At 32.0% G+C, this 26295-nt stretch carries 14 protein-coding genes and 1 pseudogene; 8 read left to right on the forward strand and 7 right to left on the reverse strand.

Going from position 1 to position 26295, the window contains the following annotated elements; genetic code table 11:
• Nucleotides 1–6: 6 nt before the first annotated feature.
• Both N4A45_07090 and N4A45_07095 read left to right on the forward strand, forming a co-directional pair.
• Complete coding sequence (locus tag N4A45_07090) at nucleotides 7–2361, forward strand: S8 family peptidase (protein ID MCT4664983.1); 2355 nt, start codon at nucleotides 7–9, stop codon at nucleotides 2359–2361.
• A 90-nt stretch (nucleotides 2362–2451) separates the two neighbouring features.
• Nucleotides 2452–4212 carry a hypothetical protein gene (locus N4A45_07095; protein ID MCT4664984.1) on the forward strand — a complete coding sequence of 587 codons (1761 nt, stop codon included), beginning with the start codon at nucleotides 2452–2454 and terminating at the stop codon, nucleotides 4210–4212.
• On the opposite strand, the gene N4A45_07100 is transcribed toward N4A45_07095, so the two are convergent.
• Genes N4A45_07100 through N4A45_07115 form a run of 4 tightly spaced genes read right to left on the reverse strand, consistent with a single transcriptional unit; the run spans nucleotide 4168 to nucleotide 8533 of the window.
• Entirely contained in the window at nucleotides 4168–5172 is a 1005-nt protein-coding gene (locus N4A45_07100) for a TniQ family protein (GenBank protein ID MCT4664985.1), read from the reverse strand. The two genes, N4A45_07095 and N4A45_07100, sit on opposite strands and share 45 nt — an antisense overlap.
• The gene (locus N4A45_07105; protein MCT4664986.1) at nucleotides 5159–6058 is read right to left on the reverse strand and encodes a TniB family NTP-binding protein; all 900 of its coding nucleotides are present in this window, start codon (nucleotides 6056–6058) and stop codon (nucleotides 5159–5161) included. The genes N4A45_07100 and N4A45_07105 overlap by 14 nt, the downstream gene beginning before the upstream one ends.
• Nucleotides 6039–7880, reverse strand: coding sequence for a DDE-type integrase/transposase/recombinase (locus N4A45_07110; GenBank protein ID MCT4664987.1), 1842 nt, complete (start codon nucleotides 7878–7880; stop codon nucleotides 6039–6041). Before N4A45_07110 ends, N4A45_07105 begins: the two co-directional genes overlap by 20 nt.
• A gap of 14 nt (nucleotides 7881–7894) precedes the next feature.
• Nucleotides 7895–8533: a hypothetical protein gene (locus N4A45_07115; protein ID MCT4664988.1), complete on the reverse strand. Its 639-nt coding sequence runs from the start codon at nucleotides 8531–8533 to the stop codon at nucleotides 7895–7897.
• A gap of 115 nt (nucleotides 8534–8648) precedes the next feature.
• On the opposite strand from N4A45_07115, the pseudogene N4A45_07120 reads away from it, so the two are divergent.
• From N4A45_07120 to N4A45_07135, 4 genes and pseudogenes are all read left to right on the forward strand, one after another.
• Nucleotides 8649–9332 (forward strand): annotated as a pseudogene (locus N4A45_07120) (ATP-binding protein).
• 450 nt (nucleotides 9333–9782) lie between these two features.
• A complete protein-coding gene (locus tag N4A45_07125; protein ID MCT4664989.1) occupies nucleotides 9783–10334 on the forward strand; it encodes a hypothetical protein in 552 nt (183 codons plus the stop codon).
• Between the two features lie 440 nt (nucleotides 10335–10774).
• Nucleotides 10775–11308 carry a hypothetical protein gene (locus tag N4A45_07130; GenBank protein MCT4664990.1) on the forward strand — a complete coding sequence of 178 codons (534 nt, stop codon included), beginning with the start codon at nucleotides 10775–10777 and terminating at the stop codon, nucleotides 11306–11308.
• Nucleotides 11309–11389: 81 nt separating this feature from the next.
• Nucleotides 11390–17170 carry a DUF3320 domain-containing protein gene (locus tag N4A45_07135; GenBank protein ID MCT4664991.1) on the forward strand — a complete coding sequence of 1927 codons (5781 nt, stop codon included), beginning with the start codon at nucleotides 11390–11392 and terminating at the stop codon, nucleotides 17168–17170.
• Nucleotides 17171–17373: 203 nt separating this feature from the next.
• Here the strand turns inward: N4A45_07135 and dnaK are convergent, their stop codons facing one another.
• The 3 genes from dnaK to N4A45_07150 form a co-directional block, all read right to left on the reverse strand.
• A complete protein-coding gene (gene dnaK / locus N4A45_07140) occupies nucleotides 17374–19275 on the reverse strand; it encodes a molecular chaperone DnaK (protein ID MCT4664992.1) in 1902 nt (633 codons plus the stop codon).
• Nucleotides 19276–19773: 498 nt separating this feature from the next.
• Entirely contained in the window at nucleotides 19774–20541 is a 768-nt protein-coding gene (locus N4A45_07145; protein ID MCT4664993.1) for a LytTR family DNA-binding domain-containing protein, read from the reverse strand.
• Between the two features lie 5 nt (nucleotides 20542–20546).
• The gene (locus N4A45_07150) at nucleotides 20547–23372 is read right to left on the reverse strand and encodes a histidine kinase (GenBank protein ID MCT4664994.1); all 2826 of its coding nucleotides are present in this window, start codon (nucleotides 23370–23372) and stop codon (nucleotides 20547–20549) included.
• 133 nt (nucleotides 23373–23505) lie between these two features.
• On the opposite strand from N4A45_07150, the gene N4A45_07155 reads away from it, so the two are divergent.
• Together N4A45_07155 and N4A45_07160 are read left to right on the forward strand one after the other, a co-directional pair.
• Nucleotides 23506–24588 (forward strand): hypothetical protein, encoded by a 1083-nt coding sequence (locus N4A45_07155; GenBank protein MCT4664995.1) that lies wholly within the window; start codon nucleotides 23506–23508, stop codon nucleotides 24586–24588.
• A gap of 82 nt (nucleotides 24589–24670) precedes the next feature.
• Entirely contained in the window at nucleotides 24671–26185 is a 1515-nt protein-coding gene (locus N4A45_07160) for a T9SS type A sorting domain-containing protein (GenBank protein ID MCT4664996.1), read from the forward strand.
• The last annotated feature ends 110 nt before the right edge of the window (nucleotides 26186–26295 follow it).

The raw sequence follows: 26295 nt of genomic DNA on the forward strand, positions 1-26295 counted from the left end.
TAAAAAATGAACAAAAAAAAATTACCAATCAAGCTTTTCCAAAAACGTACGCAAATTGATGAGCGAAGAGTTGAGGGAGGAGGAGATAAAACCCCTCCAAAATGGCAGTTATCTGGAGATCAACTTACACAAAGAGTTGAGCACTTATTATCATCTATACAGAATATTGATAATGCATTTGAAAATAGGCCAAAAGAGAGAGCCTTCATTCCAGTTACATTAAAAATTGATATTAATGATGATGCCATTGCGAAGTCTCATAGAGCTGATATTCAAAAATTGTTTTATGGAGAAAAAACTAAAAACAATATAATAGGTTTTATAGGTTCAAATAGTGCAATTGTAAAAGTAAATAATCTCCAAGATTGTAAAGCTATTCGTAAGAACATTAATCAATATTCTTTAAATCCAAAAGGAATATCTGCTGTTCAATCAATTCAAATTTTTGAACCATTTATTATTGATTTAAATCAAGCTGAAACAATTAAAGTATCATTAATTGATTTCTTAAATTATGACATTAATGAAGCAGTCAAGCAATTATTTGAGAACTTTTGCATTAAACAAGGGATAAAAATTAAGAAAGTAAACTACTCTTCTGGTTTAATAATTTTTAAACTTAGTGATATTTCTAAAGTTCAATTAGATTCAATAAAGGAATTTGAAGCTATAGAATCCATAACATTAATGCCTAGGTATTCACTTAGTATGGATTCTTTAAACAGTCAAAATGAAATTGATATTAAAATTCCTGATGAAAATAAAGTCTATCCAATTGTTGGTGTTTTAGATTCTGGGGTTGCAAGAAATAAATTTCTAAAACCATGGCTATTAAACAAAAACTACTCTTCATACCCTGAGGATTTTATCAACCAATTTCATGGCTCTTGTGTATCAAGTTTAATTGTTTACGGAGATGAATTAGAAAATAATAAGTGGACAAATGCTTCGGGGTGTATGATTTTTGATGCGACAGTTTTTCCAGATACTTCCAGAGAAGATATTCATGAAGATGAGTTGGTCGAAAATATTAGGAATGCAATAAAAGATAATAGTCATATAAAAATATGGAATTTATCTTTGGGAACAATATCTGAATCTGATTTAAATGAATTTTCTGACTTCGGTAAAGCTTTAGATGAAATTCAATTAAATTACGATGTAGTTATATGTAAATCAGTTGGGAATTGCACTAATTTCAAAGATGGCTATCCCAAAAGTAGAGTGGCGAAGTCAGGTGATTCTATTAGATCTCTTGTGGTAGGATCAATTACTCATAGTAAAAATAATCAAGATTTAGCAGAATTAAATCACCCCTCACCATTTTCCAGAATTGGTCCTGGACCAGCAAACACAATAAAACCTGATTTAGTATCATTTGGAGGAAACGCAGGTACGGCAAATGGTCGAATAATTCCTAATGGAGTTAATGTTATAACTCCAGATGGTTCGGTTTCTCAAATGGTAGGTACCAGTTTTTCAACGCCAAGAGTTACAGCTTTATTAGCTGAGTTAGATTTTAACATCAATGAAGAGTTCAATCCTACATTACTTAAAGGCCTTGCAATTCACTCTGCTAATTACCCTACTAATTTATCTCTTAATTCGAATGAAAGAATTAATCAGATGGGATTTGGTTTACCTAAGTCTGCTGATCAAATTATATATAATGATCCTCATGAAATAACATTAATTTTACAGGAGAATATTAACAAAGGTGAATTTATTGAAATATTAGATTTTCCTTTTCCTGATAGTTTGAAAGATGAAGATGGTAATTATTATGGAGAGATACGAATAACAGCTGTAACACAACCAATTTTAAGAGAAAAACAGGGCGCTGAATATTGCCAGTCTAATCTGAAAATACAATTTGGAACATATGAAAACATAAAAAATCGTGATGTTACCAAATCGACTATTTTAAACCCAATTGGACCTCAAGATCCTCAGAATGTGATTTTAGAATCTAATTATGGAGCTAAATTCAAAAAAGACTACACTAGTGAATATGCAAAGGAAAGACTTCTTCTAAACTATGGAAAGAAATATCAACCGATAAAAAAATACTCAGTAAATTTAGATGAAATGAAGCCTGCAAGAAAAAGAGATTCTTTAAACGGAAATCTAAAATGGTTCTTAAAGGTTAAAGGAGAATATCGAGATTTTGCTGAAAACCTCGCAGTTCAAGATGGAGAGATTTTAAATCAAGATTTCACTTTAATCATTACAATAAAAGATACTAAAAGAGAAAAACAGGTTTATAATGAGGTTTCAAGATTATTAGCAAGTAGAAACTTCATTCATTCAAATATAAAACTCAGAGAGAATATTAGAATAGACATTAATGACAAACAGTAACTTCCAGAAAGAGGGTTTTCAAAAGCCCTCTTTATTGCTCTATCCTAAAAAAATCATTAAATAGATTATTCATTTTAAAATTCTCACTTTATGAAAGAAAAACCAATTATCGAGCTACAGAAAGCTTCTGTTAATCAATATGATTATTGGTTATTGATTAATTTTGAAAAAGTTAGATATGATAATCAAGATGAAAGATCTCGTTGTCTAGAATTTATTAGTACTAAAGCTCCCGATTTTTTTAATACTAATAATTGGAATCTAAAAAATCGAATATCAGTATATGTGCCTGAAGAAAATTTAGTTACTCTCCGTTTAGGAAATATATTTAATTCAAAAGGTGAAAATGTCAAAACAAATCTATTAGAAGAAAGTATACATATATCAAAACATACTCTAAAGATAGAGAGATGGGGAAATAAATATGTTGCAAATCATGATGATTCTTTCTTTTATGGTACAATTCTGTCAGATACCTGTAAAAATAGATATTATCATTTATCTAGTACCAAAGGTAATTTATTCTACATCTCAACGGCATTAATAGCTCAATTCTTTTATTATAAATCCACTAAGTTAATAACGTATTTATTACATTATGTTAATGAAGATGATAATGGTATATACAGGCAAGGTGATTCAGATTTGTATCTATTTAATTCAAAAATTATCAATACAAATGACGTTATTCATTTGGTTAAGTTCAACTACATAAATAATGAAAATGAAAAATCAGGAAGAGATATTCTTAATCACTCATTAATAAAATTTTATGAGGTATTAACTAATTACAGAAAAAATTATAGATTTAATAACAGTGTATTTGAAAGTGAAATTATCTATAAGTTTCCTTTTGATAGACCACTTGATATTGAAGTTAAAGCCCAAAAAATTTCAGAAAATAAATATATAGTATATTCTATCGATTCTGTTAAATCTAAATACCCATTGTTCAAAAAAAACAAAATGATGTTTTTGAATATTAATGATCCTAGAGTTGTAGATCAATATTTAAATGATGAAGTGAAAGGTTATATTCTGACCCTTCCTAGCTATAATGATTCTATTAAATCAGAAGAGCAATATGATTATGATTATAACGATATAAACTCAAAAATAGAATCAATACCTAATAAGATTGACATTCCTTTTTTTTCTTCAGTTCCTGAGTATGATATTCTTGATAAAGAGAAAAGCTTAAATAAACATGAGTTAAAAAAAATAAATGATTTTCTGGTAGAATCTTTAGCAATAAGTTCTAATAATAGAAGTAATAGCTCAGCCATTCAAGGGGTGAATAGTATTTCATATGACCCTAAAAACACTGATGAGAATTTTTACAGAGAAATGTTTACTCAACTAAAAAGTCTAAATTATATTATAGGAGTTAAATATTTAACTTTTGAATTCGATTTAGACATGAGTAATAATATTATAGATACACCTTATGAAATCTTAATTCATGAGGGAAAGTATATAATCCTAAAAATACGATTAAAAGTAAAAGAAAAGTCTTATGATTTCTTTTTGATCCACAAAACCTCAGAAAAAAGGATGGGAGTGGTGTATTTAAGTCATTCTATATACTCAAATAACAAGCAAACTTTTCTTCAAGTCAAAAACTTCTTAGAAAGTATGAACGGAATCATTAATTTTCCTAAATATTATTACTCCAATAAATCATCTAAAAATAAAGAGTATAAATTTGATGATATCTTAAAAAAGTATGGTCTAATAGTTTTAAAATCAATAAATATCAAAAAGAATATTCCTCTCGATTTATTAACCAAGAATTTGGAAAAGTATTTACTTACTTTTATTCGTAAAAGGAGCATAAAAAAGGGAATCTAAATATGAAGGGATTATCCAATCATTATTTATTACTCGGGCTTTAATAATAAAATACTCGTTAAATATATATTTTAAAGTATGATATTCATTATGAATTAAATTATGTACGAATGGAAATATTTGACTTCTTTGTTCAACTGACCAGAATTTCATTTCTTCTTTGTTGAATAAAAATATTACATTCAAGACTTCGTTAACACCATTTCTTAACCTATTATCCTTTGTATCAGATGTTAACCTTCGTGACAGAAGGAACAAAACATTAATATAAAGAATAGAAGATTCATTTTTATATTTACCGATAGTTAATATTTCATTTATTTCTTTTTGATAGTTTAAATTAAAATCGGATACGTATTTTGGTTCAAAATCTTCTATCTTACAACCACAATGATAGCAATTGTACAATTGTTTGTAATCATTGTCTAAAACACTTTGATTACCTCCAAATTCAGCCCTGTAAAATGCTATTGGAGATCCACATAATTGACAGCGATCAATTAATAAACATTTGTGTCTTATACATACAATAGTTGTTAGTAATCTCCAAGATGTTTTATAATATGGGTTAGACTCTCTTAGACATAAAATACAACATTGTAACCCAAACCGATTTCGTTGTCTATGATTGACACCTAATGCCAATACATTTTTTGTTGTTGAAGAAATTTTATAAAATGATTTCCCAATATACTTTGATAAGAATAAGTTCTCAACTTTTTCTTTAGAAAGTAGCGTGTGATTATAAATTAAATCTTTAAGATAACTAGGTGGCATTAAGTCAACATCACGATTCCATATATTAGGGTTACTATCCAAGATATAGTTCTTAATGAATGTCCTACTTTTAACTCCATGATTATAAGATAATCTACAAATCCAGGAAGAGAATAATTCATCTTCATATGGAGGAATATAGAATGGGAATATATTTTTCTTAAGATTCCTAATATAGACCATTGTTGAAAAATGCTTTTTTTCTATTTGATGGTGTTGTATAATCAATAGAATTTAAAACTTTGATTGTGATTTTTTCAGAGCCATCTTCAATAGCAAAAATCGAAGCCAATTCTAGTATTTTTGATACTTCTCCAATTAAACCATCACTCATTGATAGTATTTTACTAGAAATGTGATTTTGTACTAATCCAGATTCTTTTTTTAAAGGTAAAATCCTTTCAAAGCTTAATAAGAGTCTTTTAAATTCTAAATCGTTTTTCCATCTTCTTAAAATGTTTGGCTCAAATCTATTTGACAATTGATGGTCTGTTTGTATCGCATTGAATGCTAATTTAGTTCCTGCACATACTAAGGGTATCCTCAACTCATTTGATAAATACTTCAAAACATTTAAGAAAAGTCTTTGCTTTTTAGGAGTACCAGCTAAAACATGATGTATTTCATCAATAACCAAAACTTTTACCTCTAACTTTTGTAATAGTTTTATAACTCTATTTTGTCTACTGTCTAACCTTTCAGATGTCTTAGAAGGCGCAAATAGTTTTTCTAAAATAGCATTGTAGAACCTACGCTCATCTGGTTCGGGTGGTGCTTGAATTAATAAAACAGGATTTATTAAATTATTTGTTTTTTCACAGATAAATGCTTCGTTTTTCATATTAAAACGATTTAGAAGAGCAGTCTTACCATTATTAGAATCACCTACAATAAGTATATTAGGCATTCTGTGGTTATTTGGATAGTTCATGCAATCCTCCATTTTATCTAAAATATTATTAGCTTCAGTATAACCAATCCATTTGAACTTTTTAATGGCTTCAATGCGTTCGGAATCACTAGAAGATAATATTAACGTTTTGGTTCTTTCAGTTATATGCTTCATCATCTATATCTTCAAAAGGTGTAATTGTAATGTCAGGTTCAGTATCTTCAGAAGATTCTATATCATCAACTGGATCTTTACTATCTATATTTTCAATAGTTTTTTCTATTGTTTTGTTATTATGTTTAGTTTCTCTAATAGCTTTTTCTTCAATACTATTCAATTCTCTATACGCTTCAAAAATTGCATTCTCATTGACTTCGATTTGGTTCCCCTTTAATTTTGAAACAATGTTTCTGTATTCCCAAATTGAGATTGAAGGTAATGATGTATCTCTATATGGAATTTCATAGTATGTTTTTGAATTTGGATCAAAAAAATAGATTAAACTAATATCTCTTGGGTCTCTTTTAAATTTATGTTTTACTTTTTGACCATTTTGATTTGTATCATGAATAAAATGTCTTAAAACGTCTGCATAATAATAAATATGATCAATTAAAACACCATATTCTTGAACAGATCTTTGTACTACTGGAAGAAAATCAATCTTTACTTTTCTTTCGTTATTTAGACGGAATGGAAGCCCTGTTCCTTTTTGATCTTCACTACCTAATAAACCTTTTCTATATTTGTTAATAGGAGTAGTTTTTATTGTCGAGTGGATCTTATTGTGATATACCTTTGTAATATAAGTAACTAACCATTTTTCAAATTCCTTAAGTGTGAAAGATGCATTTTGTTTAGAATTATACCTCCCTCTTTCCGCACTAGAAGAAAATGTTGTCCCTGGTAAATTATGTATCTCTTTAGCAAAAGTTCCTAGTAACCTTTCAACATGTCCCCCATAATTAGGTGATCCAATTGGTCTAAACTCTAACTCTATACCATAATCAACACAGGCGTCTTTGAGCATTATTCCTTTAAATTCTTTTGCATTATCAACATGTATTTTTTTCATGATACCCCAACATGGCCAATCAGATTCTATACCTTTATCTTCTAACCATTTTTCTTTCGGTAAAATTGCATTTGCAATACATATTCCAGTGCCTAATGCTCCTGGTGTTTCAAATGATAAATGAATTCCTAAAACAACCCTACTATAGACATCAATAGCCAGCGTTAACCAAGGTCGAGATAATGGTTTTCTTGATTCATGGTCAACTAGTATAATATCTACAGGAGTGTGATCTATTTGTACAACAGATAAAGGGTAATCTGCTCCAGGAAATGATCCTCTAATGGGTTCATATTTGAATTTTGCTTCTTGGTGACCAAACCTCTTTCTTAATGTAAGTTCATTAGATAAACTCTTTATCCTATTGCGTATAGTGTTGGGATGAGGCGACTTAATTCCAAGCTCGTTACAAGTTAACTGAATCTCTCTTATCGTTTTAGTTATTGATTTTCTAGATTTATTTAGATAAACAGAATTTATTTTGTTGAGAATAATATCTTCTTGAGCTTCCATAAGCCTACTCTTATTCTTTCCTCCTGTACGCCTTTTATTAGCAAGAGAAGAAACCAAACCAGTGGTGTCAAAAGATTTAATCCATCTATAAATAGTGGATTGACTAACCTTATGTTTTTGAGTAATTTCTTCGATTAAATTTGTATTGCTGCGATCTTCTATAATAGGTTTAATAATTTGATATCTTTCTTGTGCAGTATTCCATTCTTTTTCAGTTAACGCATCTCTTTGAAAAGGAGTTTTTTTAGATTTAGTATGAGTAGATAAATCATTAATAGGAACAGTTTGTATGGTACCTGATTCTACTTCTTCAATCATAACTTTTTCTATATCAATAATTCGTGTTATGATTGCTTTTTTATTATTATACAACACTTTATACCCTGGTTCTATATAAATTCTATCTTCCATATTTATCTGTTTTACTACAAATATACTTTTGTTTTCATACTTAATTTAGTACTAAAATCAAATAAGATGCTCTTATGAACGATCATTACCCAAATAGTATATAAAAGTAATATCTTGTTATCTTCATTTTTCACTGAATAATCAAGTATATTTTGAATAGTTAACGATTTATGTTCTCGTAATGTCTTATTAACAATACTCATCCTATTATAATCAAATCCATATCCAGGTCTTTTATATTTTAATAGGAAATTTGAATTATGCAACTCATTAGAATGCTTAAAATCTTCATATTTATATTCAATAAATTTGATACCTAAATCAATACAATACTTTTTAAATACTTGAGTAATACTAGCGTCAATTGTTGAAATCTCCTTAATATTAATTATTTCTAATGACCTATCATAATTCATTAAAATAAAAGGAGGACAAAATTTATGCTTTCTCCCGTATAAATCAATAATAAAATTTACACCTCTATAATTATATTCTATTACCTCGATCTTAACTTCAAAAAATGTTCTAAAATCAGTGATTAACTGATCCTCCTCTAAGTCATCATTGTCTATTCTTTGAATATCAATAATATTATCGGTCAAATTGAAATTTGACAAATCTAAATTTCTGTTGTTTCTCGTAATTATTCTCATCCACTTTTAAAATTTCACCTTAGTTTTGGTTGGTTTCTACTCTGTATTCCTACCTTCTTTTGTAAATACAGTACTAAAATCAGCGTTTTATTCTCATTTAGTGTTGTAATTTACAGTTGGCGGAGGTTCTTATCCTCAACCGGGAGAAATTTCTTTAGCTCACAATGGCGTTCTTTTTTTAGATGAAATGACGGAATTTAACAAATCTGCACTTGAGGTGATGCGTCAGCCCCTTGAAGATCGAGAAGTACATATCTCACGGGCAAAATTCTCGGTCACTTATCCTTGTAGTTTTGTACTGATAGCCGCAATCAACCCCTGCCCTTGTGGATATTATAACCATCCCACAAAAGATTGTCAATGTGCTCCCAATATTGTCCAGCGGTATTTAGGAAAAATTTCAGGTCCTGTTTTAGATCGAATAGATATGCATATAGAAGTAGTCCCAGTAGATTATGGAGAACTGGCTTCCAAACAAACTTCTGAAACCAGTCTCGAAATAAGAAAAAGAGTTGTTGAGGCAAGAAAACACCAAACTCATCGTTTTCAGAACATGGAAAAAGTGCATTGTAATGCCGAAATGAATGCCAAAATGATAGAGCAAATTTGTGAAATACCCGAAAATGGGCAAGAACTTCTCAAACAAGCCATGCAAAAATTTAATCTCTCTGCAAGAGCACATTCCAAAATCATTAAACTTTCTAGAACCATAGCGGACCTAGATGGCAAACCAAACATTGAAGTAGTTCACCTAGCCGAAGCCATACAATACCGAAGTTTGGATAAAAATTTGTGGTGATTTTAAAAAATGCACTAATAATTCTATTTATGGTGCTAATTTACTCACTGTTATAAGCCCCCTTTGAAGGGGGGAAGGGGGATGTTACACAAAGTAAACACCTATAAAAAGAAACTAAAGAAATGCTATTCGATTATGAAACAAGATGCAACATCCCCCTTCCCCCCTTCAATAGCTTGTCCCGAAAAGTCGGGAGGAATTTTAATTCCAGAGCTTGTTCTGACTTTTCAGGAGGATAAGAGATATTCTACAACGAAAAACTCCGAAAAATAAACAAAATATATGGATATATTTAACAAAGCAAATGGCATAAAACTATGATTGAATGAATTTTAAGTTGGAAATTATTAACAAAATCAAATATTTTAAAACTGTTGATATGCTCTAAAAGTGTATTTTAGCAATATCTGTATAAACTCCAATACAAAACACCTTACACAGTTCTCCAACATGATTCTAAGAGAAAAAGAAACTTATGATTATCAAATTCGAAAATTAATTGGCTTACCAATTAAACAAAGATTTGATATAACAAAAGTATCAAGTAGCTCTTTTTATTATATTAAAAAATTTGAAAACAAAATCCATACTGATAGAGCACTCAAAATAAATTCAAGATGCAGCTTTGAGCTATTCGAAAATGGATTATTATTAAGATCTAATTATTCCAATGAATTACTCACTATTCCTATTCATTACGGAGAAATTAAAAATATTATTTTGACAAAAGGCAATGAATTAGTCAATCCATTTCCATTTTCACCTATGTGGCTTTTGTTAAAACTAGGTGTCTCGATAAAAAATGCTCGATATTTTGGTATTTATTGGCTTAAAGAATACCACATTAAAGAAACAGAACTAATCATTGAAACTAAAAATTATTATATAAAGATGACAAAAAATGGATATAGCTTCGAAAATCAAAAACCATTTTTTGATAAATTACAAAAGAAAATAGAACGTTTTCGGAATTTAAATGATAACAATGGAAAAAATAATTAAGATACTCTCAGGACTAATATTCTTCATATTCTTTTATTTTTTTTCATCCTATTTTCTAGAAAACAATTTCTCAAATTTCGGTGAAAACTATTTTAAAGGACTAGGATATTTACTTGATGAAAAATTCGGAATAGGTTTTATTTTTTTAGTATTAAGACATTTCATTGTTCCTTTTCCATTGTTTTATGTTTTACTGATATCTCTTAATCAATCAACCAAAAAAATCTTGTACAAAACTTTACTAATTATATGTGTTCTTATCACCGTAATAATTTGGATTTTATTTATGTATAAATTTTATATTTTCATTGAGGATAACATAATAAAAATCAATAGATACATAGAGTTATTACTAACATGGAGTTTAAGATTATTAGCACTTTTTTCTGCCTATAATGTCAGTAAAATTGAGCATTCAATAAAAAACATTTACAAATGATATGATGAGGCAAACCAGAATTCAATTAGAGCTAAAAAATCAACAAAAATTAGAGAATCTCCTGTATGATATTGTAAAAAATCATACAGAAAAGGATTTTGCTAAAAATATTTCACAGTATAGGCAAATTGGTGAAATGACTCACTTTGTACTAACTTTTGAAACAGACCCCAATTTTGAGGAATTAATTACCCTATTACATACTTTCAGAAATAATAAAAAACCATTAGAATTAGGTAGTATTCGTGCATATTATTGGCAAAGAAAATCGCCAAAGCTAGAAACGGTAGAGGAATTTATGTTGTTTTATGAACATGAAATAGAATTTGGTCTTGGTCTTAAAATGATTGATAAAGAAAATAATTGTTTTGCTCTTTCTAGAAGCGGATCTAGAAAGCATAGTAGCACAAACACTGTTTTTGAAACTCATATAATTCCGATGAATCAACTTAATCACCTCATAGATATTCTTTCAGAAATAGAAGAAGATTCAAAACTCACAAATAAATGGTGGAAGTTTTGGGGTGAAAACTAAGTAGTTCTTTTGTATTTTATCCATCCAAATACCTTATTTTTGAATATTCATTAATAATTTTTTCTTCAATAAATTATCAATATGGAATACGTTCAGAGCTCTAAATTTACTGTAGATTTTCAGTATATAGAAAAAGTGAATTTTGCGATTGTTCAAAACAAAATAGAACTCATTCAGAAATTCACCCTAGAAAACACTGAAAACGAACCTCATGAAAACATTCTGATACGTCTCGAATCCTCGGGAAATTTATTTTCAGCCATAGAACTCTCTATTCCCAAATTATCCCCAGAAATCCCTGTTGAAGTAAGTTTACCACCTATTTCTCTTAACAAGGAAACCCTTGTTTCACTTACCGAAAAAACAGAAGAAGAAATGCGTTTGGAGATCTTTATAGGAGACAGACGATGGATTCGTAGAGATTATCCTATTGAGGTTCTCCCCTATGATTATTGGTCTGGAGCTCATATTTTCCCAGAAATTATTGCTGCATTTGTTACGCCCAATCATCCAGCTATCATTCAAGTACAAAGAAGAACGGCACAGATTATTAAAGAATGGACAAAAAACCCGAGTTTGGACGGGTATCAGCAAAAAAATAAAAACCATGTTAAACAGCAAATTGCTGCTGTATTCCAAGCACTTCAAGAACTAAAAATCACTTATGTAAATCCGCCCATAAGTTTTGAGTGGCAAGGACAAAGAATTCGTACTGCAGATCAGATTTTTGAACACAAAATGGGGACCTGTTTAGACACTTCTATTTTATTCTCCAGTTGCTTAGAAGCTATAGGATTATACCCTATTTTAATCTTCAAAAAAGGACATGCTTATTTGGGAGTCTGGCTAAGTGACACTCTTTTTCCAGATGCCGTAAATGATGACAGTAGCCTGATTGAAAATAGAATTGCCGATGGGATTCATGAAATACTCCTTCTAGAAACAACAACCCTCACAGACGGAAATCAACAAGCTTTTGAAGAAGCCATCGAGATTGCCAAAGATACCTTTAAAAAAGAAGCCGAATTTGAATATTTTGTAGATATTAAAAGAGCTCGATTGGCAGGAATTCGTCCTATTGCACAACGAATATTATCAGACAAAGGTTACCAGTTAGTTCTACCAGAAAAAGAAGAGGATTTTGATTCCCTTTATCATGAAGCTCCAGAAAAACTAGAAATTCATAACTTAGATTCTTTACAAAAAACAACTTTTTCTCGACAAGACTTATGGGAAAGAAAATTACTTGACCTTTCACTTAGAAACAACCTTCTGAATATACGTGCCACACGATCTGTTTTACAGTTACTTACCGTGGATATAGACACAATAGAAGATGGTTTTGCCGATGGAAAAGAATATACACTCTTTCCTAAACCCGAAGAATGGATTCCACCAATGGATACCAAAGGGATTTTCCCAGCTCTCGGTAAACGAGAATCTATTCATTCTCTTCTACAAAAAGAACAGGAAATTAATAGAATAAGAACCTACCAAAGTCCTAAAGAACTTGAAAAAAGCATTCTATTTCTTTACCGTAAAGCAAAGGTTTCCTTAGAAGAAAATGGAGCCAACACCTTGTTTATGACCATAGGTGCTTTGCGCTGGTATGAAACAGAAAATAGCGAACAAGCTCGTTTTGCTCCTCTTTTATTGGTACCTGTTGAGATGGTGAGAAAAAGTGCCAAAGCAGGATATATTGTTCGAACGAGAGAGGAAGATACCATGATGAATATTACCCTTTTGGAAATGCTTCGTTATGATTTTGATATCGATATACATGGACTAGAAGAACTTCCGAAAGATGAAAGCGGTATTGATGTAAAAAAGGTATTCTCTATTATCCGCCAAGGAATTTTGGATCAGAAAAGATGGCAAGTGGAAGAGGTGAATTTTTTAGGAACTTTTTCTTTTAATAAGTTTATGCTTTGGAATGATATTCATCATCATGCACAAAAACTTACCCAAAACAAAGTGGTAGATTCTCTGGTAAAAAATCAATTGCAATGGAAACCTAATCAAGAAATTCTTTCTTTAGATTATAATGCAAAAAAAGCCCAAGAACTTCTACTTCCTATACCCGCAGATGCTTCCCAACTTGAAGCAATTTATGCAGCCACACATGGAGAAAGTTTTATTCTTCACGGACCTCCAGGAACTGGGAAATCACAAACGATTACTAACATGATTGCCAATGCCTTGTATCAAGGTAAAAAAGTTCTTTTTGTTGCCGAAAAAATGGCAGCACTTTCAGTGGTAGAAAAAAGACTTGAAAATATTGGCTTAGCTCCTTTTTGCTTAGAATTACATTCTGATAAAGTGAAAAAATCGGCGGTATTACAACAACTAAAAGAAACCACTGAAGTGGTAAAAAAAACCAGTCCTGAAGAATTTAAAACTCAGGTGGAAAAACTTGCCGAATTAAAATTTGATTTACAAGCATACCAACAAGCCCTTCACCAAAAACATCCCATTGGTTTCTCCTTATTTCAAGCATTTTCAGAAGCATTAAGCCTTAAAAATGTTTTAGAAAGAATTCCTTTTACTTCCGATTTTTTGAAGAACAAAACCGAGAAAAATTATGATGAATGGATTGAAATTATTGAAGAGATTCAAACAATTGGAAAACAAACAGGACACCCTGCAGATCATTCATTATTTGGAATTCATAAAATAGCTCCAGATATCTCTAAAACTACATGGGAACAAATGCTTTCATCAATTGAAAACGATGCAAAAGCTCTTTCTGAAAAGATAAAAATCCTCAACAATTTATTTGAAGGAAACTGGACAAAAGATTCTTTGGATAATTTTATGATTTTTGCCCAAAATATTCCCCAAATTTCAACTTTTCCGAATGCAATTTCAGACTGTTTCTCTGATCATAAAACCCTCGATAAACTTTCTGAACTCCTACCCTATGGGAAAAAATCACAAAAAATTGCCCGAGAACTATTAAGTGAATTTTGTATAGAATCTGGGTTAGAATTACCTGCTGATCAACTTCTAAGTAGGTGGAAAATAGCCCAAAATAAATGGTTTTTACCTAGATGGTTTGCTCAAAGAAAGATCACAAAAGAAATAAAACCATTTCTAACAAGAGAAAAAGAAACAGATGCCTTTTTAGAAAAATTATTGCTGTTTCAACAGGAAAATAAAAAGATTAAAGATGAAAAAAGTTTCCTTGCTAAGACGCTAGATTTCTGGTGGGAACAAAGAGAAACAAACTGGGAACAAATTTCGGAAGCGATCAACCAAACTTCCATTTTTAAAGATCAGATTGAAAGTTGGATTCATCAATATAAAATTGACAGAAATTTTATAGAAAAAATCACCGAAATAATCTCTAATAAATCGGTTTTGTGGGAAGGAAAAAATGCTCAATTCTTTGAAGTATTAAACGAACTATATCAACAATATCAACAAAACCTTTCAGCATTCACTACACTTTGCTCCCTGGATAAAAACTGGGTTAAGCAACAAACTAATTGGCTAGATCATTTAGTGGAATCTACAACTCTTTGGAAAGAAGATTTTTCTGAAACAAGACTTTGGAATCAATGGTTAAAAATTAGAGAAAAAGCTATAAACCAAGAACTTCAATTACTTATTTCTCACTACGAATCTGGTGTACCTACTCAAGATCTTCATTGGGTTTTTCAAAAATCCATCCATTACTTATTAATTGAACTAATCCCAAAAAACCACGAAGCACTTGCAAGCTTTAATGGGGATTTATATGAAAATAAGATTCGAAAATATCAAGAAATAACACGTTATCTACAGCAACTATCCATTGCCGAATTACAAGCTAAACTAGCTAGTAATATTCCTCATTTTGAAGAAGGAATTACCAATAGTTCTGAAATGGGAATTTTACAAAAAGCCATTCGCAGTAGAGGGAGAGGAATTAGTATTCGTCGTCTTTTTGATCGTATTCCAAATTTACTTCCACGCATCAATCCATGTATGCTAATGAGTCCGCTTTCTGTGGCGAAATACCTAAAGGCTGATGAGCAACTTTTTGATCTAGTAATCTTTGATGAAGCCTCTCAGCTACCTACTTGCGATGCCATAGGAACCATGGCTCGAGGACAAAATGTGGTGGTAGTTGGAGATCCTAAACAGATGCCACCCACAAGTTTTTTCTCTTCGAATAGGTATGATGAAAATTTAAACGATATAGAAGATTTAGAAAGCATTTTAGATGATTGTTCTGCACTTTCTATGCCTTCAAAAAAATTGCGTTGGCATTACCGCAGCAAGCACGAAAGTCTTATTGCTTTTAGCAATGCACACTATTATGAATATAGCTTGCAAACTTTTCCTTCTCCAGATGATTTAAACATCAAGGTAAAACACATGCCCGTAGATGGTTTTTATGACAAAGGTAAAACCCGACAAAACCGAGCTGAAGCGGAAGCTATTGTACAATATATTTTAGATAGATATGCCGCTTCTTCATTACCAGATAGAAGTATTGGTGTGGTTACTTTTAGTATGACTCAGCAGAATTTGATTGAAGATTTACTTCAGGATGCCTTAAAAAATCATCCAGAATTGGAAACAAAAATATGGAATAACGAAGAGCCTTTGTTTATCAAAAATCTTGAAAATGTACAAGGAGATGAAAGAGATATTATTTTGTTCTCTATTGGCTATGCTCCCGACAAAAACGGGAAACTTTCCTTGAATTTTGGACCACTGAATAGAGAAGGCGGTTGGCGAAGATTAAATGTTGCTGTTTCTAGATCTCGCTATGAAATGGTGGTATTTTCTACCCTGAAATCTGAAGAGATCAATCTTAAAAGAACAAAATCGAAAGGGATAGCAGGTATCAAGGCTTTTTTGGAATATGCCGAAAAAGGAAAATTTGCTTTAACCTCTAATCGAATTAAAAAAGATACTTCGGGCAACGATTTTTTATTAGAAGACATTGCCGTAAAATTAGAAAACTTAGGATACAAAATAAAAACCAATATCGGTTATTCTGATTTTAAAATAGACTTAGCGGTGATGCATCCACAAAAAACTGATACCTATATTCTGGGAATTCAAACAGATGGACCCAATTTTTTCAAAACGCCCTCTGCTCGAGATCGAAATTTCACTCAACCAACTGTTCTTCAACTATTAGATTGGAATATTTACCGAATTTGGAGTACCGACTGGTGGTTGTATTCCGATAAAATAGTGACTGATTTAGGTATATTACTTCAAGATCTCATCGAAAATCCTGAAAAAGATCTCAATAAAACAGATCCCTCAACAGCATTTTCTATTACACAAAAAACAGTTGAAGAACCCAAAAATGCAGTGTATAAAGCTACCGATTTACGAGTAGGTCATTTATCTAGTGATGATTTTTATTTGAAGAAAAACGAATCTAAAATTGTCAATCAACTTGAAAAAATACTTCATCAGGAGGCACCCATCTGTCATAGCTTACTCCACCGCAGACTTCTAAATGCCTACGACCTCAGACTTACGGCAAAAATGGAACGTTTCCTCCATGATATTTGCAAAAAACAAAACTGGATAACTACACAGGAATCTGAGGAAATAATTTATTGGAAAAACTTTCAAGATCCTGCCCTTTACAAAGGGTTTAGAACCGCTGAAAGCACCAACGATCTCCGTGCTCCAGAGCAAATCCCCTTAGTGGAGATAGAACAGGTTATTTTACATATTCTCCAACAACAAATGAGTCTCCCAACAGAGGAACTCATAAAAAATAGTGCACAAATCATAGGATTCCGACGCCTTACTAGTAAAGTAAAACCTGTTTTCCAAAAAGGACTGGATTCATTGCTCCAAAAAAATCAAATTTTTGAAAATGATGGGAGAGTTTTTGGGAGGTAAGAGTGATCTAATCTTATACATATATCCCTTGAAGAAAACTGTTTAACTGAGAAAGTTTTATATAATATTTTTTAAAATTATTTGAGGTACTAGATAAATTCATCTGTCCCTAAAAACATACATTTCTCTACAATAAAACAAAAAAAAGAGGCTGCCAAAATACTTTTGGACAGCCTCTTTTACATTGTTGATTAGTAAATGTATTACTTCACTTCTTCAAAATCTACATCTTGAACGTCGTCTGCTTTATTATCAGCTCCCTCGTTTGGATTTGGACCTTGTTGTGCTCCTGCATCAGCACCACCTTGTTGTTGGTACATTTGCTGAGAAGCTTCTTGGAAGATTGTGTTTACTTTTTCCATTGAAGTATCGATAGCTGCAAGATCTTTTGCTTCGTGTGCTTTTTTCAATTCAGCTACAGCATCTTCAATTTCTTTTTTCTTCTCTTCTGGAAGTTTATCTCCAAATTCGCTCATTTGTTTTTCCACTTGGAAAATCAATTGATCAGCTTGGTTGATTTTTTCCGCAACTTCTTTTGCTTGCTTATCTGCATCGGCATTAGCTTCTGCTTCTGCTTTCATTCTTTGGATTTCATCATCAGAAAGTCCTGAAGAAGCTTCAATCTTAATATGTTGCTCTTTACCTGTTTTTTGGTCTTTTGCCGTTACTTTCAAGATTCCGTTTGCATCGATATCAAAAGTTACCTCAATTTGTGGTTCTCCTCTTCTTGCTGGTGGAATATCTGCCAATTGGAAACGTCCGATTGTTTTATTATCAGCTGCCATAGGTCTTTCTCCTTGCAAAACGTGAATATCTACGGCTGGTTGGTTGTCCGCTGCTGTAGAGAATACTTGTGATTTGTTGGTAGGAATGGTTGTGTTAGATTCAATCAATTTTGTCATAACACCACCCATTGTTTCAATTCCTAAAGAAAGTGGGGTAACATCAAGAAGTAATACATCTTTTACCTCTCCTGTAAGCACTCCACCTTGGATAGAAGCTCCAATAGCTACCACCTCATCTGGGTTTACTCCTTTTGAAGGATCTTTTCCGAAGAATTTCTTCACCACATCTTGAATTGCTGGAATACGTGTGGAACCTCCTACAAGGATAACCTCGTCGATATCGCTAGCAGTCATTCCTGCATCATCTAAGGCTCTTTTACAAGGCTCAATAGAACGCTGGATCAATGTATCTGCTAATTGCTCAAATTTTGAACGTGAAAGCGAACGTACCAAGTGCTTAGGTCCCGAAGCTGTAGCGGTAATATAAGGCAAATTGATATCTGTTTGCGTAGAAGCCGAAAGTTCGATCTTCGCTTTTTCTGCCGCTTCTTTTAATCTTTGAAGAGCCATTGGGTCTTGGCGAAGATCCATGTTTTCTTCTGCTTTAAACTCTTCTGCCAACCAGTTGATGATTACTTGGTCAAAGTCGTCTCCACCTAAGTGCGTATCTCCATTTGTAGATTTTACTTCAAATACTCCGTCTCCTAGTTCTAGGATAGAGATATCAAAAGTTCCTCCTCCAAGGTCATAAACTGCAATAGTTCTATCTTCATCTGTTTTATCAAGTCCGTAAGCAAGTGCTGCGGCTGTAGGTTCATTGATGATACGACGAACTTTTAGTCCTGCAATTTCTCCTGCTTCTTTGGTGGCTTGTCTTTGTGCATCATTAAAATAAGCAGGTACTGTAATTACCGCTTCTCCTACTGATGTTCCTAAATAATCTTCGGCTGTTTTCTTCATTTTTTGAAGTACCATTGCCGATATTTCTTGTGGAGTATATAGTTTTCCGTCAATATCTACACGTGGTGTATTATTGTCTCCTTTTACTACTGTGTATGGCACACGTCCAGCTTCTTCTGTTACATTATCAAAAGATTCTCCCATAAAACGCTTGATAGAAGCGATGGTTTTCTTTGGATTCGTAATCGCTTGACGCTTGGCTGCATCTCCCACTTTAATTTCTCCTCCTTCTACAAAGGCTACAATAGATGGGGTTGTTCTTCTTCCTTCTGAGTTAGCTATAACGGTTGGTTCGTTTCCTTCCATTACCGAAACACACGAATTTGTGGTTCCTAAATCAATTCCTATTATTTTACTCATTGTATGGTGTTTTCTTTTTGTTACACTTTAAAATACTTTGTATCAGATTTTCTTTTTTTCCGATACAGTGGCTTTTAGTCAAAGGCTGTGCCATGGCTTTTTCGGCTGTTTTGTCTGACATTTTTACATATTAGACTGACATTTGGGGTATTTTCTTGAGTTTTGACAAACGTTTTATATGACAAATGGACCTATTTTTTTAAAGCTTTTTCCTTAACAATACTTCGACAAAAAATTAAGCTGCGATTTTGCCTAAACTTCTGATTTTCTGAATTAGGTTTTTATTTTTCATGGAGTTGGGTTAATTCGGAACTTTGAAATAAATAAATCGTATCAGAAACTATTGTTATATAGTGTTGAATGTCTCTGATAGAAAAAGCCGGTAAATCATTTTTATTGAGGTCAAACCGTATAGTCCAACTTGCTTTTATCCAATCTTTAAAAATCACCTCTCTATTCCTAAAGACTCAAATAGGGTGCTGTTAAAATTTTAAAAAGTTATTTTGTTTTTTTTGTCGGAGTATTGATCATCAACATTTTAATTTTATTCAAAAAACTCGTTTTATTTCTTTGCGATAGCGGAATGTAGGTGTTGATATTCGTTCGTATTCCTTCGGTTTTTATAGATAAAGGAATATGCACTTGCTTGAGATTAATTCCAAAACTTCTGTGAGAGCGAAAAAAATGAGTAGGTAAATCTTCAAGGATTTCTTTTAGAGGCTTTGAGGCTGTTATGGTTTCTTTTTCTAAAATCAAATGAGTGTACATGCCATCAGCTTCAAGACTGATAATCTCGTCAATTAAAATTAAGTATTCTTCTTTGTGAGTTTTAAGTAGATAAACAGGCTTATCATAAGGATTTAAATTTGTTTCTAAAACGGTTGTTTTTTTCTTCATTAAGTCTTTTCCCTTTCTTTTCTTTAAACGCTTTAGCGTATCTTCCAACTCGTTTTTTTTCAGCGGCTTGAGAAGGTAGTCAAATGCAGACAACTTAAAGGCTTGAATGGCAAATTGATTATAGGCGGTGACGAAAATAATTTCAAAATCTATCGGATCTTGAAACTTATTTAATATTTCTAAGCCCGTGTGGTTGGGCATTTCAATATCTAAAAACAAAATATCAATTGGTTTTTGCTTAATCTGATCTATTCCATCCATTAAATTATCGGATTCTCCTATAACTAGAATTTCAATATTTATTTCTTCCAAAAGATGTTTAAGAATCAGTCTTGGAGCTTTTTCGTCATCAATAATAAAGGCTTTCATAAGGATTATTTAAAAGTGAATAGGAATGACTGGCGAGTACCCTTTTCGGAAGTAGAAGTCTGGAGTTCGATATGGTATCTTGTTGATTGTTGAGAAATGTTTTCAATACGTTTCTTTATAGCTTTCAGAGCAAATGGTTGGTGTGTTTCTTTTCTTTTAGTTTCATTTCCGAAGCCCTTTCCATTGTCTGATACAGTGAGTGAAAATCCATTTGAAGATCGTTGGGTCTTAATTTCGATAATTTTATTTTGGTCACTTTTGTTAAAGGCATGACGAATCGAGTTTTCAATCATGGGTTGTGTCAGCAAAGAAGGTATTTCTATATGATCAAAAAAATCAGAGTCATCTATAATTATGATTAATTTCACAGGTATTTCCACTCGAGAATTTTCTAGTTCTACATAGTTTCGCATCAAAATAATTTCTTCTTTCAAATAAATATATTCCTTGCCCGATTTATCCAAGATATTTCTAATAAGATCTGCAAAATCACCTATATTTTGATAAGCTTCTTTGGTTTTACCTTCTATAACCTTTGCCTGAATTGCCGTTAGAACATTGAAAATAAAATGTGGATTCATTTGAGAACGAATAGCAGTTAACTCTGCTTTTAAGGCTCTAGTTTCGAGTTGTTTTTTCTGAAGTCTGAGCAATGCTTTTTTGCGTATTATTCCTTCACGCCACAGAATAATTCTCCATATTAGAAAAAAAACGAAAGCAAAAATTAGTAAGACAAACCACCATTGCAAATAATAAGGAGGATCTACTTGGTAATGTACTGGGAGGACATCCGATTCTTCACCATTTATGTTCACTGCTTTAAATAATATTTGACCTTTTCCTATCGGCAAACGATCTACTTGAATATTGTCTAAAGGAGCTTCTAGTTTTTTCCATGAAAATGAAGCCTCATTAAGTCGATAAAATATTTCAAACTGACCTCGTAACCTAAGGGCTTTGTGGATTTCTAGTTTTAGGTGGAGATTATTTTGGTGGAATGCTAAGACAAAATGGTTGTTTTCAGAATTGAAATTTGAAATCGGCTGAAAACTCAACTCAGGTTTAATCCTTTTTTGAGTTTCTAAAATGGGTAGTACGCTTATGGAAGTTTTATGTGTAAAAATAAGTTGATTTTTATTCTCAAATACTGTTTTGCTCAAGCGACTATTTAAACCATTTTGTGTGGAGAAACGATTGACCAATTGATATTTTTTATCGAGTTGAATAACCCCAGTAGGCATAAATACATACAGATGATCTTTCAGTGTTTTACAAGCATTAATGGTTCTTGTATTGCTATGATAAATGGTATCAAGAGTGATGAAATCAGTGGTTTTCAGCCAAGTATTATTATGTAAAAAAGAAAAGGATGAACTCAAGGATTCTAGTGAATTAGTAGGAGCACTCTTCTTTAAAGATGAAAAATAAATCTGCGTAACAACCTTATTTTCCGTACGATACATAAATATACCCTTTTTAGTTGAAATATAAACAATTTGACGCTGTTCATCTTTGCACAAATCGATATTCCATCCTATTTCTTTATTATCTTCTAATTTTTGCCTATCCCATTTAATAAAGCCTTTTCGAGTTCCTAAGATAGTGTAGTCATGTAGTGCTAAAATATTTTTAATGGATGACAGATTGTGGCTATTTATAATTTTCCAATACTTAAAATCTATTTCATAGAGTTGATCGCAATAAACCAAAAGATTCTTCTTATTAGAGGTCCAAGAAATAGAAAGCGTTTCACATCGTTTACCAAAATTCAAAACTGAAATTTTATGGCTGGTCAACTGATGTTTAATTAATTTCCCAGCACTCGTGGCATGTATCAAATAATCATCTTTGTAAATACTTTTAAGAATCGATTCGTTATCCAAATATTTACTATAATCATATAAAAAAGCATGAATATTTGGAATTAACAAGAGTCCATTGCCATGGGTAGTAGCTAGATAATTACCCTCTAAATCTTTTCCGAAATGAGTGATTTGAGTCTTATTCAAAAGTTGCTTCTGAAACACACCATCTAAACTAAAAAAATGGAGTCCATTAGGACCACATAAAACCAATTGTTTATCCACTAGACTGGCATAGTTTATTTTACCCTCAAAGGGTATATCTATAAAACCCTTTGCATTCCCATCAATAAAATTGGTAACGGAAATGAGTTTATTCGCATCTTCAAAAAATAGATAATCTCCTGAAGGACTTTGTAAAAAACGGCATCGACTTTTGTTTACAAAATCGTTATTTATGCTGAACCCTTGTCCAGAATCGAGATCAATTATTTTTACTGACTCATCATTGTATTGGCAAATTCCATATACTTTGTTCTGGTAGGAAAATAATGTTCGAATAAGTGAAAAGGAATCAATAAGTGAAATATTCAGGTCTTCCGTGTTGATTTCATAAATCTTCTGCTCGGTTCTTAAGAAGAATCGATTGTTTAGTTTTTGAAAGGTAGTAAGCTCATTATTTTTTTGACTAAAAGGATGCTTTATAAAAGTATCTTTCTGTAGATAAAAAATATCTCCGTAGAAATTATTCGCCCAAAGTCTGTCTTTGGAATCATAAACTAAGGATGAAATGGGCTTTGCTCGTCCAACCGTTCTGTAGGGGTAAAATATTTTTCCATCAAACCTAAAAATCCCGGAGTTTCCAGATACCCAAACTCGTCCTGTTTTTTCGGATTGTGTCCAATGATATCCCGTATTTGTTGTAAAACCGCTATTACTTTGATTATACTCAAATCTTTTTAATTGGTATTCTTGAGCCCAAGACAGGGAGTGAATACAAAATAGTACTATATAAATCCATTTTCTCACAAGGCAAATATATATCCTTTTACCTATTGCGAATTACTTAAAAGTCTGCGTTTAGAAATAAAAAAAGCCATTCAGAAGATATTGAAACGAGGCTCAATACCTATGCTATAGTTTTGAATCAAAAATGTACAAAATGCACAAGAAAATTTTCGCAATACTACTGGTTTTTGGATGCCACTTATCAGTAAATGCCCAAATAAAAGGGCTAGTAAAAGACCGTTTATTTGGAAAAAAGAAAACGGAACAGCTAAGTCCAAAAATTATTGGAGAAGCAGAGCTTAATAGGAATACTTATTCGGATAAGGATCGTCTTTTTAAAGCAGAAAATGGAGAACTTTTAATTAAAGGAAATTATAAAAGATCGGCAGAAGACAGACTTCAATTTTCAGGTTTCTATTACCTAAATACTTTTGGTATAAAGTCCCCAGATAATCACTTTAGCAAGGAAAAACCAAAAGCCTATAACGGTTTTTCTGTGGAATACAATCCTGAAAACTATACTATGAATTTGTATTGGGAAGAAGCCGCAGGGCATAATGGTGTTGTTTTGGAACAATATCAAAAATCGGCAGATAAAGGAAATATTATGTTTCAGTTAGGAATAAGCAGTACTGGACCTTCTACATTCAATAATATGCAGTGTTTGATGCTCGAACCAGGAGTTCTTGTAATGGGAGTAGATGTATATTATAAGAATGATCAAGAGGGGCATTATTGGATGAATAATATTGAGCCAAAAGCATTTGTGCTTGCTGTGAAAGATACTTCCAAATTTGCAGAATATCAAAGTAATATTGAGCATACTTCTAAGGTTATTTTCGAAAAATATGATGCCTTAAGACGTGTATGGATGGAAAGCGAAATAGCAAGCGCAAAACCACTGCCGAAATCAGGTATGAAGAACTCAAAGCTGAAGGCTGACGCATTGAGTCTGATTAAAAAAACCGCCAAAGCCTATCAATGGAAAGAGGAAATAGAATATGCTTATATAGAGTCTACAGATTGGAATGTTAAGTTGAGTATTCTGACAGGGCTACCACTTAGTAGAAGTCTAAAATGTATTGTTGTGATGAAATCATCAGATGGGAACTATAAAAGAGAAGGTTTTTATATCGGTCAAAAATATCAAGGAAATGGATATGGTAAAACCTATATGCTCTATAATGATCAACGAATTTTTTACGTCAATCCTAAAGAGGTCAATAAGTATCGGTAAGCTAAGGGAATAAATACGAAATCTGGAAAGAAATTTCATTCCTTTTCATCAAGAAAAAATAAAAACAACTAAACAAAAAATCATGAAAAAAAGATTATTATTTGCAACTCTTTTTGCAATGGGTCTATCATCAATGGCTCAAAACATTGTATATGTTGATGTAGATGCAACAGGAAACAATGATGGAAGTTCGTGGGCAAATGCGTATAATTCGCTATTTTCAGCGCTCGAGGATAATGATGACACCAATTCTCCAATAGTAGGACTCGAAATATGGATGGCAGAGGGTGTATATACCTTAAAGCATGGAGGGCTAAAGTATAAAATCAAACATGCGGAGAACATTTACGGAGGTTTCACAGGAACAGAAACAAACAAAGATCAGCGTGATATTTTTACACATCCAACCATTTTAAGTGGAGATATATCAGGAGATGATACGGGACAGATAGGGCCAAATAACATTTCGAATGAGGATAATTCCGACGGGATTATTGATATTGAGTCGGCTAGTGGAGCCGTTAATCAAGAAATTGTATTAGATGGTCTGATAATCGAAAGAAGTGTTGGTTCATCGGCAATAAATTCATCCACTTCTGATCATAAAGATTTGAGAATAGAGAACTGTATCATTCGAGATAATTGGTCGGACATTATGCCAGCCATTCGTTATTATAGTTCTGAAGCAAACTCATCTTTTAAGCTCTTTAACACACAAATTATTGGAAATTCTGGTGGTAATTATGGGTTTGCCGTTGAGTATAGAACCCTTCATAATGGAGGAGGTCACGCGGATATTGTGAATTGCCATTTTGAAAACAATACTGTGGATAACGCTATAAGTGGAGCCAATTGTGGTCGTTTTACCAATCTAACAAATGGAAAGCAAATGACAATCAATTTAGTGAATAATACTATGGTAAACAACACTTTAAATTATTATGCAGACGTTCGTGCTCCTTTTGCTATGGAAACAACTTCCACCGATAGTAACTCACTGAAAGTAACTGTTTGCAATAATGTTGTTTTTGACAATGGACTAACCAATTATATTATTGATCGTACGACGGTTTCGCAATCCGGTGCCAGTATAGATATTACCGCAAGCACAAGCAATGTGATAGATTTTGTAGATTATTCGAATCTTCAACAGACTACTACAATAAGTACAAGCCCTTTTCAATTGGTATCATCCTCTGATTTCCGTGTAAAAAGTGCTTTTCAAGAAACAGGAGATACCTCAGTATATTTATCCTACTATCCTGAGAAAGATATTGACGGAGAAATGAGAAAAAACAATAATGGGAAAATTGATGTTGGAGCTTGGCAAACGGTTAACAATGTTTCCCTAGAAAGTCTGAATTCTCTTGAAGCTCAGTTGTACCCAAATCCTGTGCAATCCGTTTTGAATATCATATTCGACCAAGAGATTGAAGGTAATTGGAAAATGTACTCGGCAACAGGGGGGATTGTAAAATCATCGGTTTTGCATTCGAATAATCTTCATATTGATGTGACGAATTTACCAAAAGGAATCTATTATTTTTCGATTGAAAGTGAAGAAGGAACATATAATAAAAAAGTTGTTCTTCAGTAGTTTCTATCGCTCTATTGAATAAGTTTAAATATCTATTATTACAACGATTATTAAACCACTTAAACGAAATTTTTAAGTGGTTTTTAATTGTTTTCTATAATCGATACGCT

It is taken from the genome of Flavobacteriales bacterium, assembly GCA_025210805.1.
Lineage (GTDB): Bacteria > Bacteroidota > Bacteroidia > Flavobacteriales > CAJXXR01 > JAOAQX01.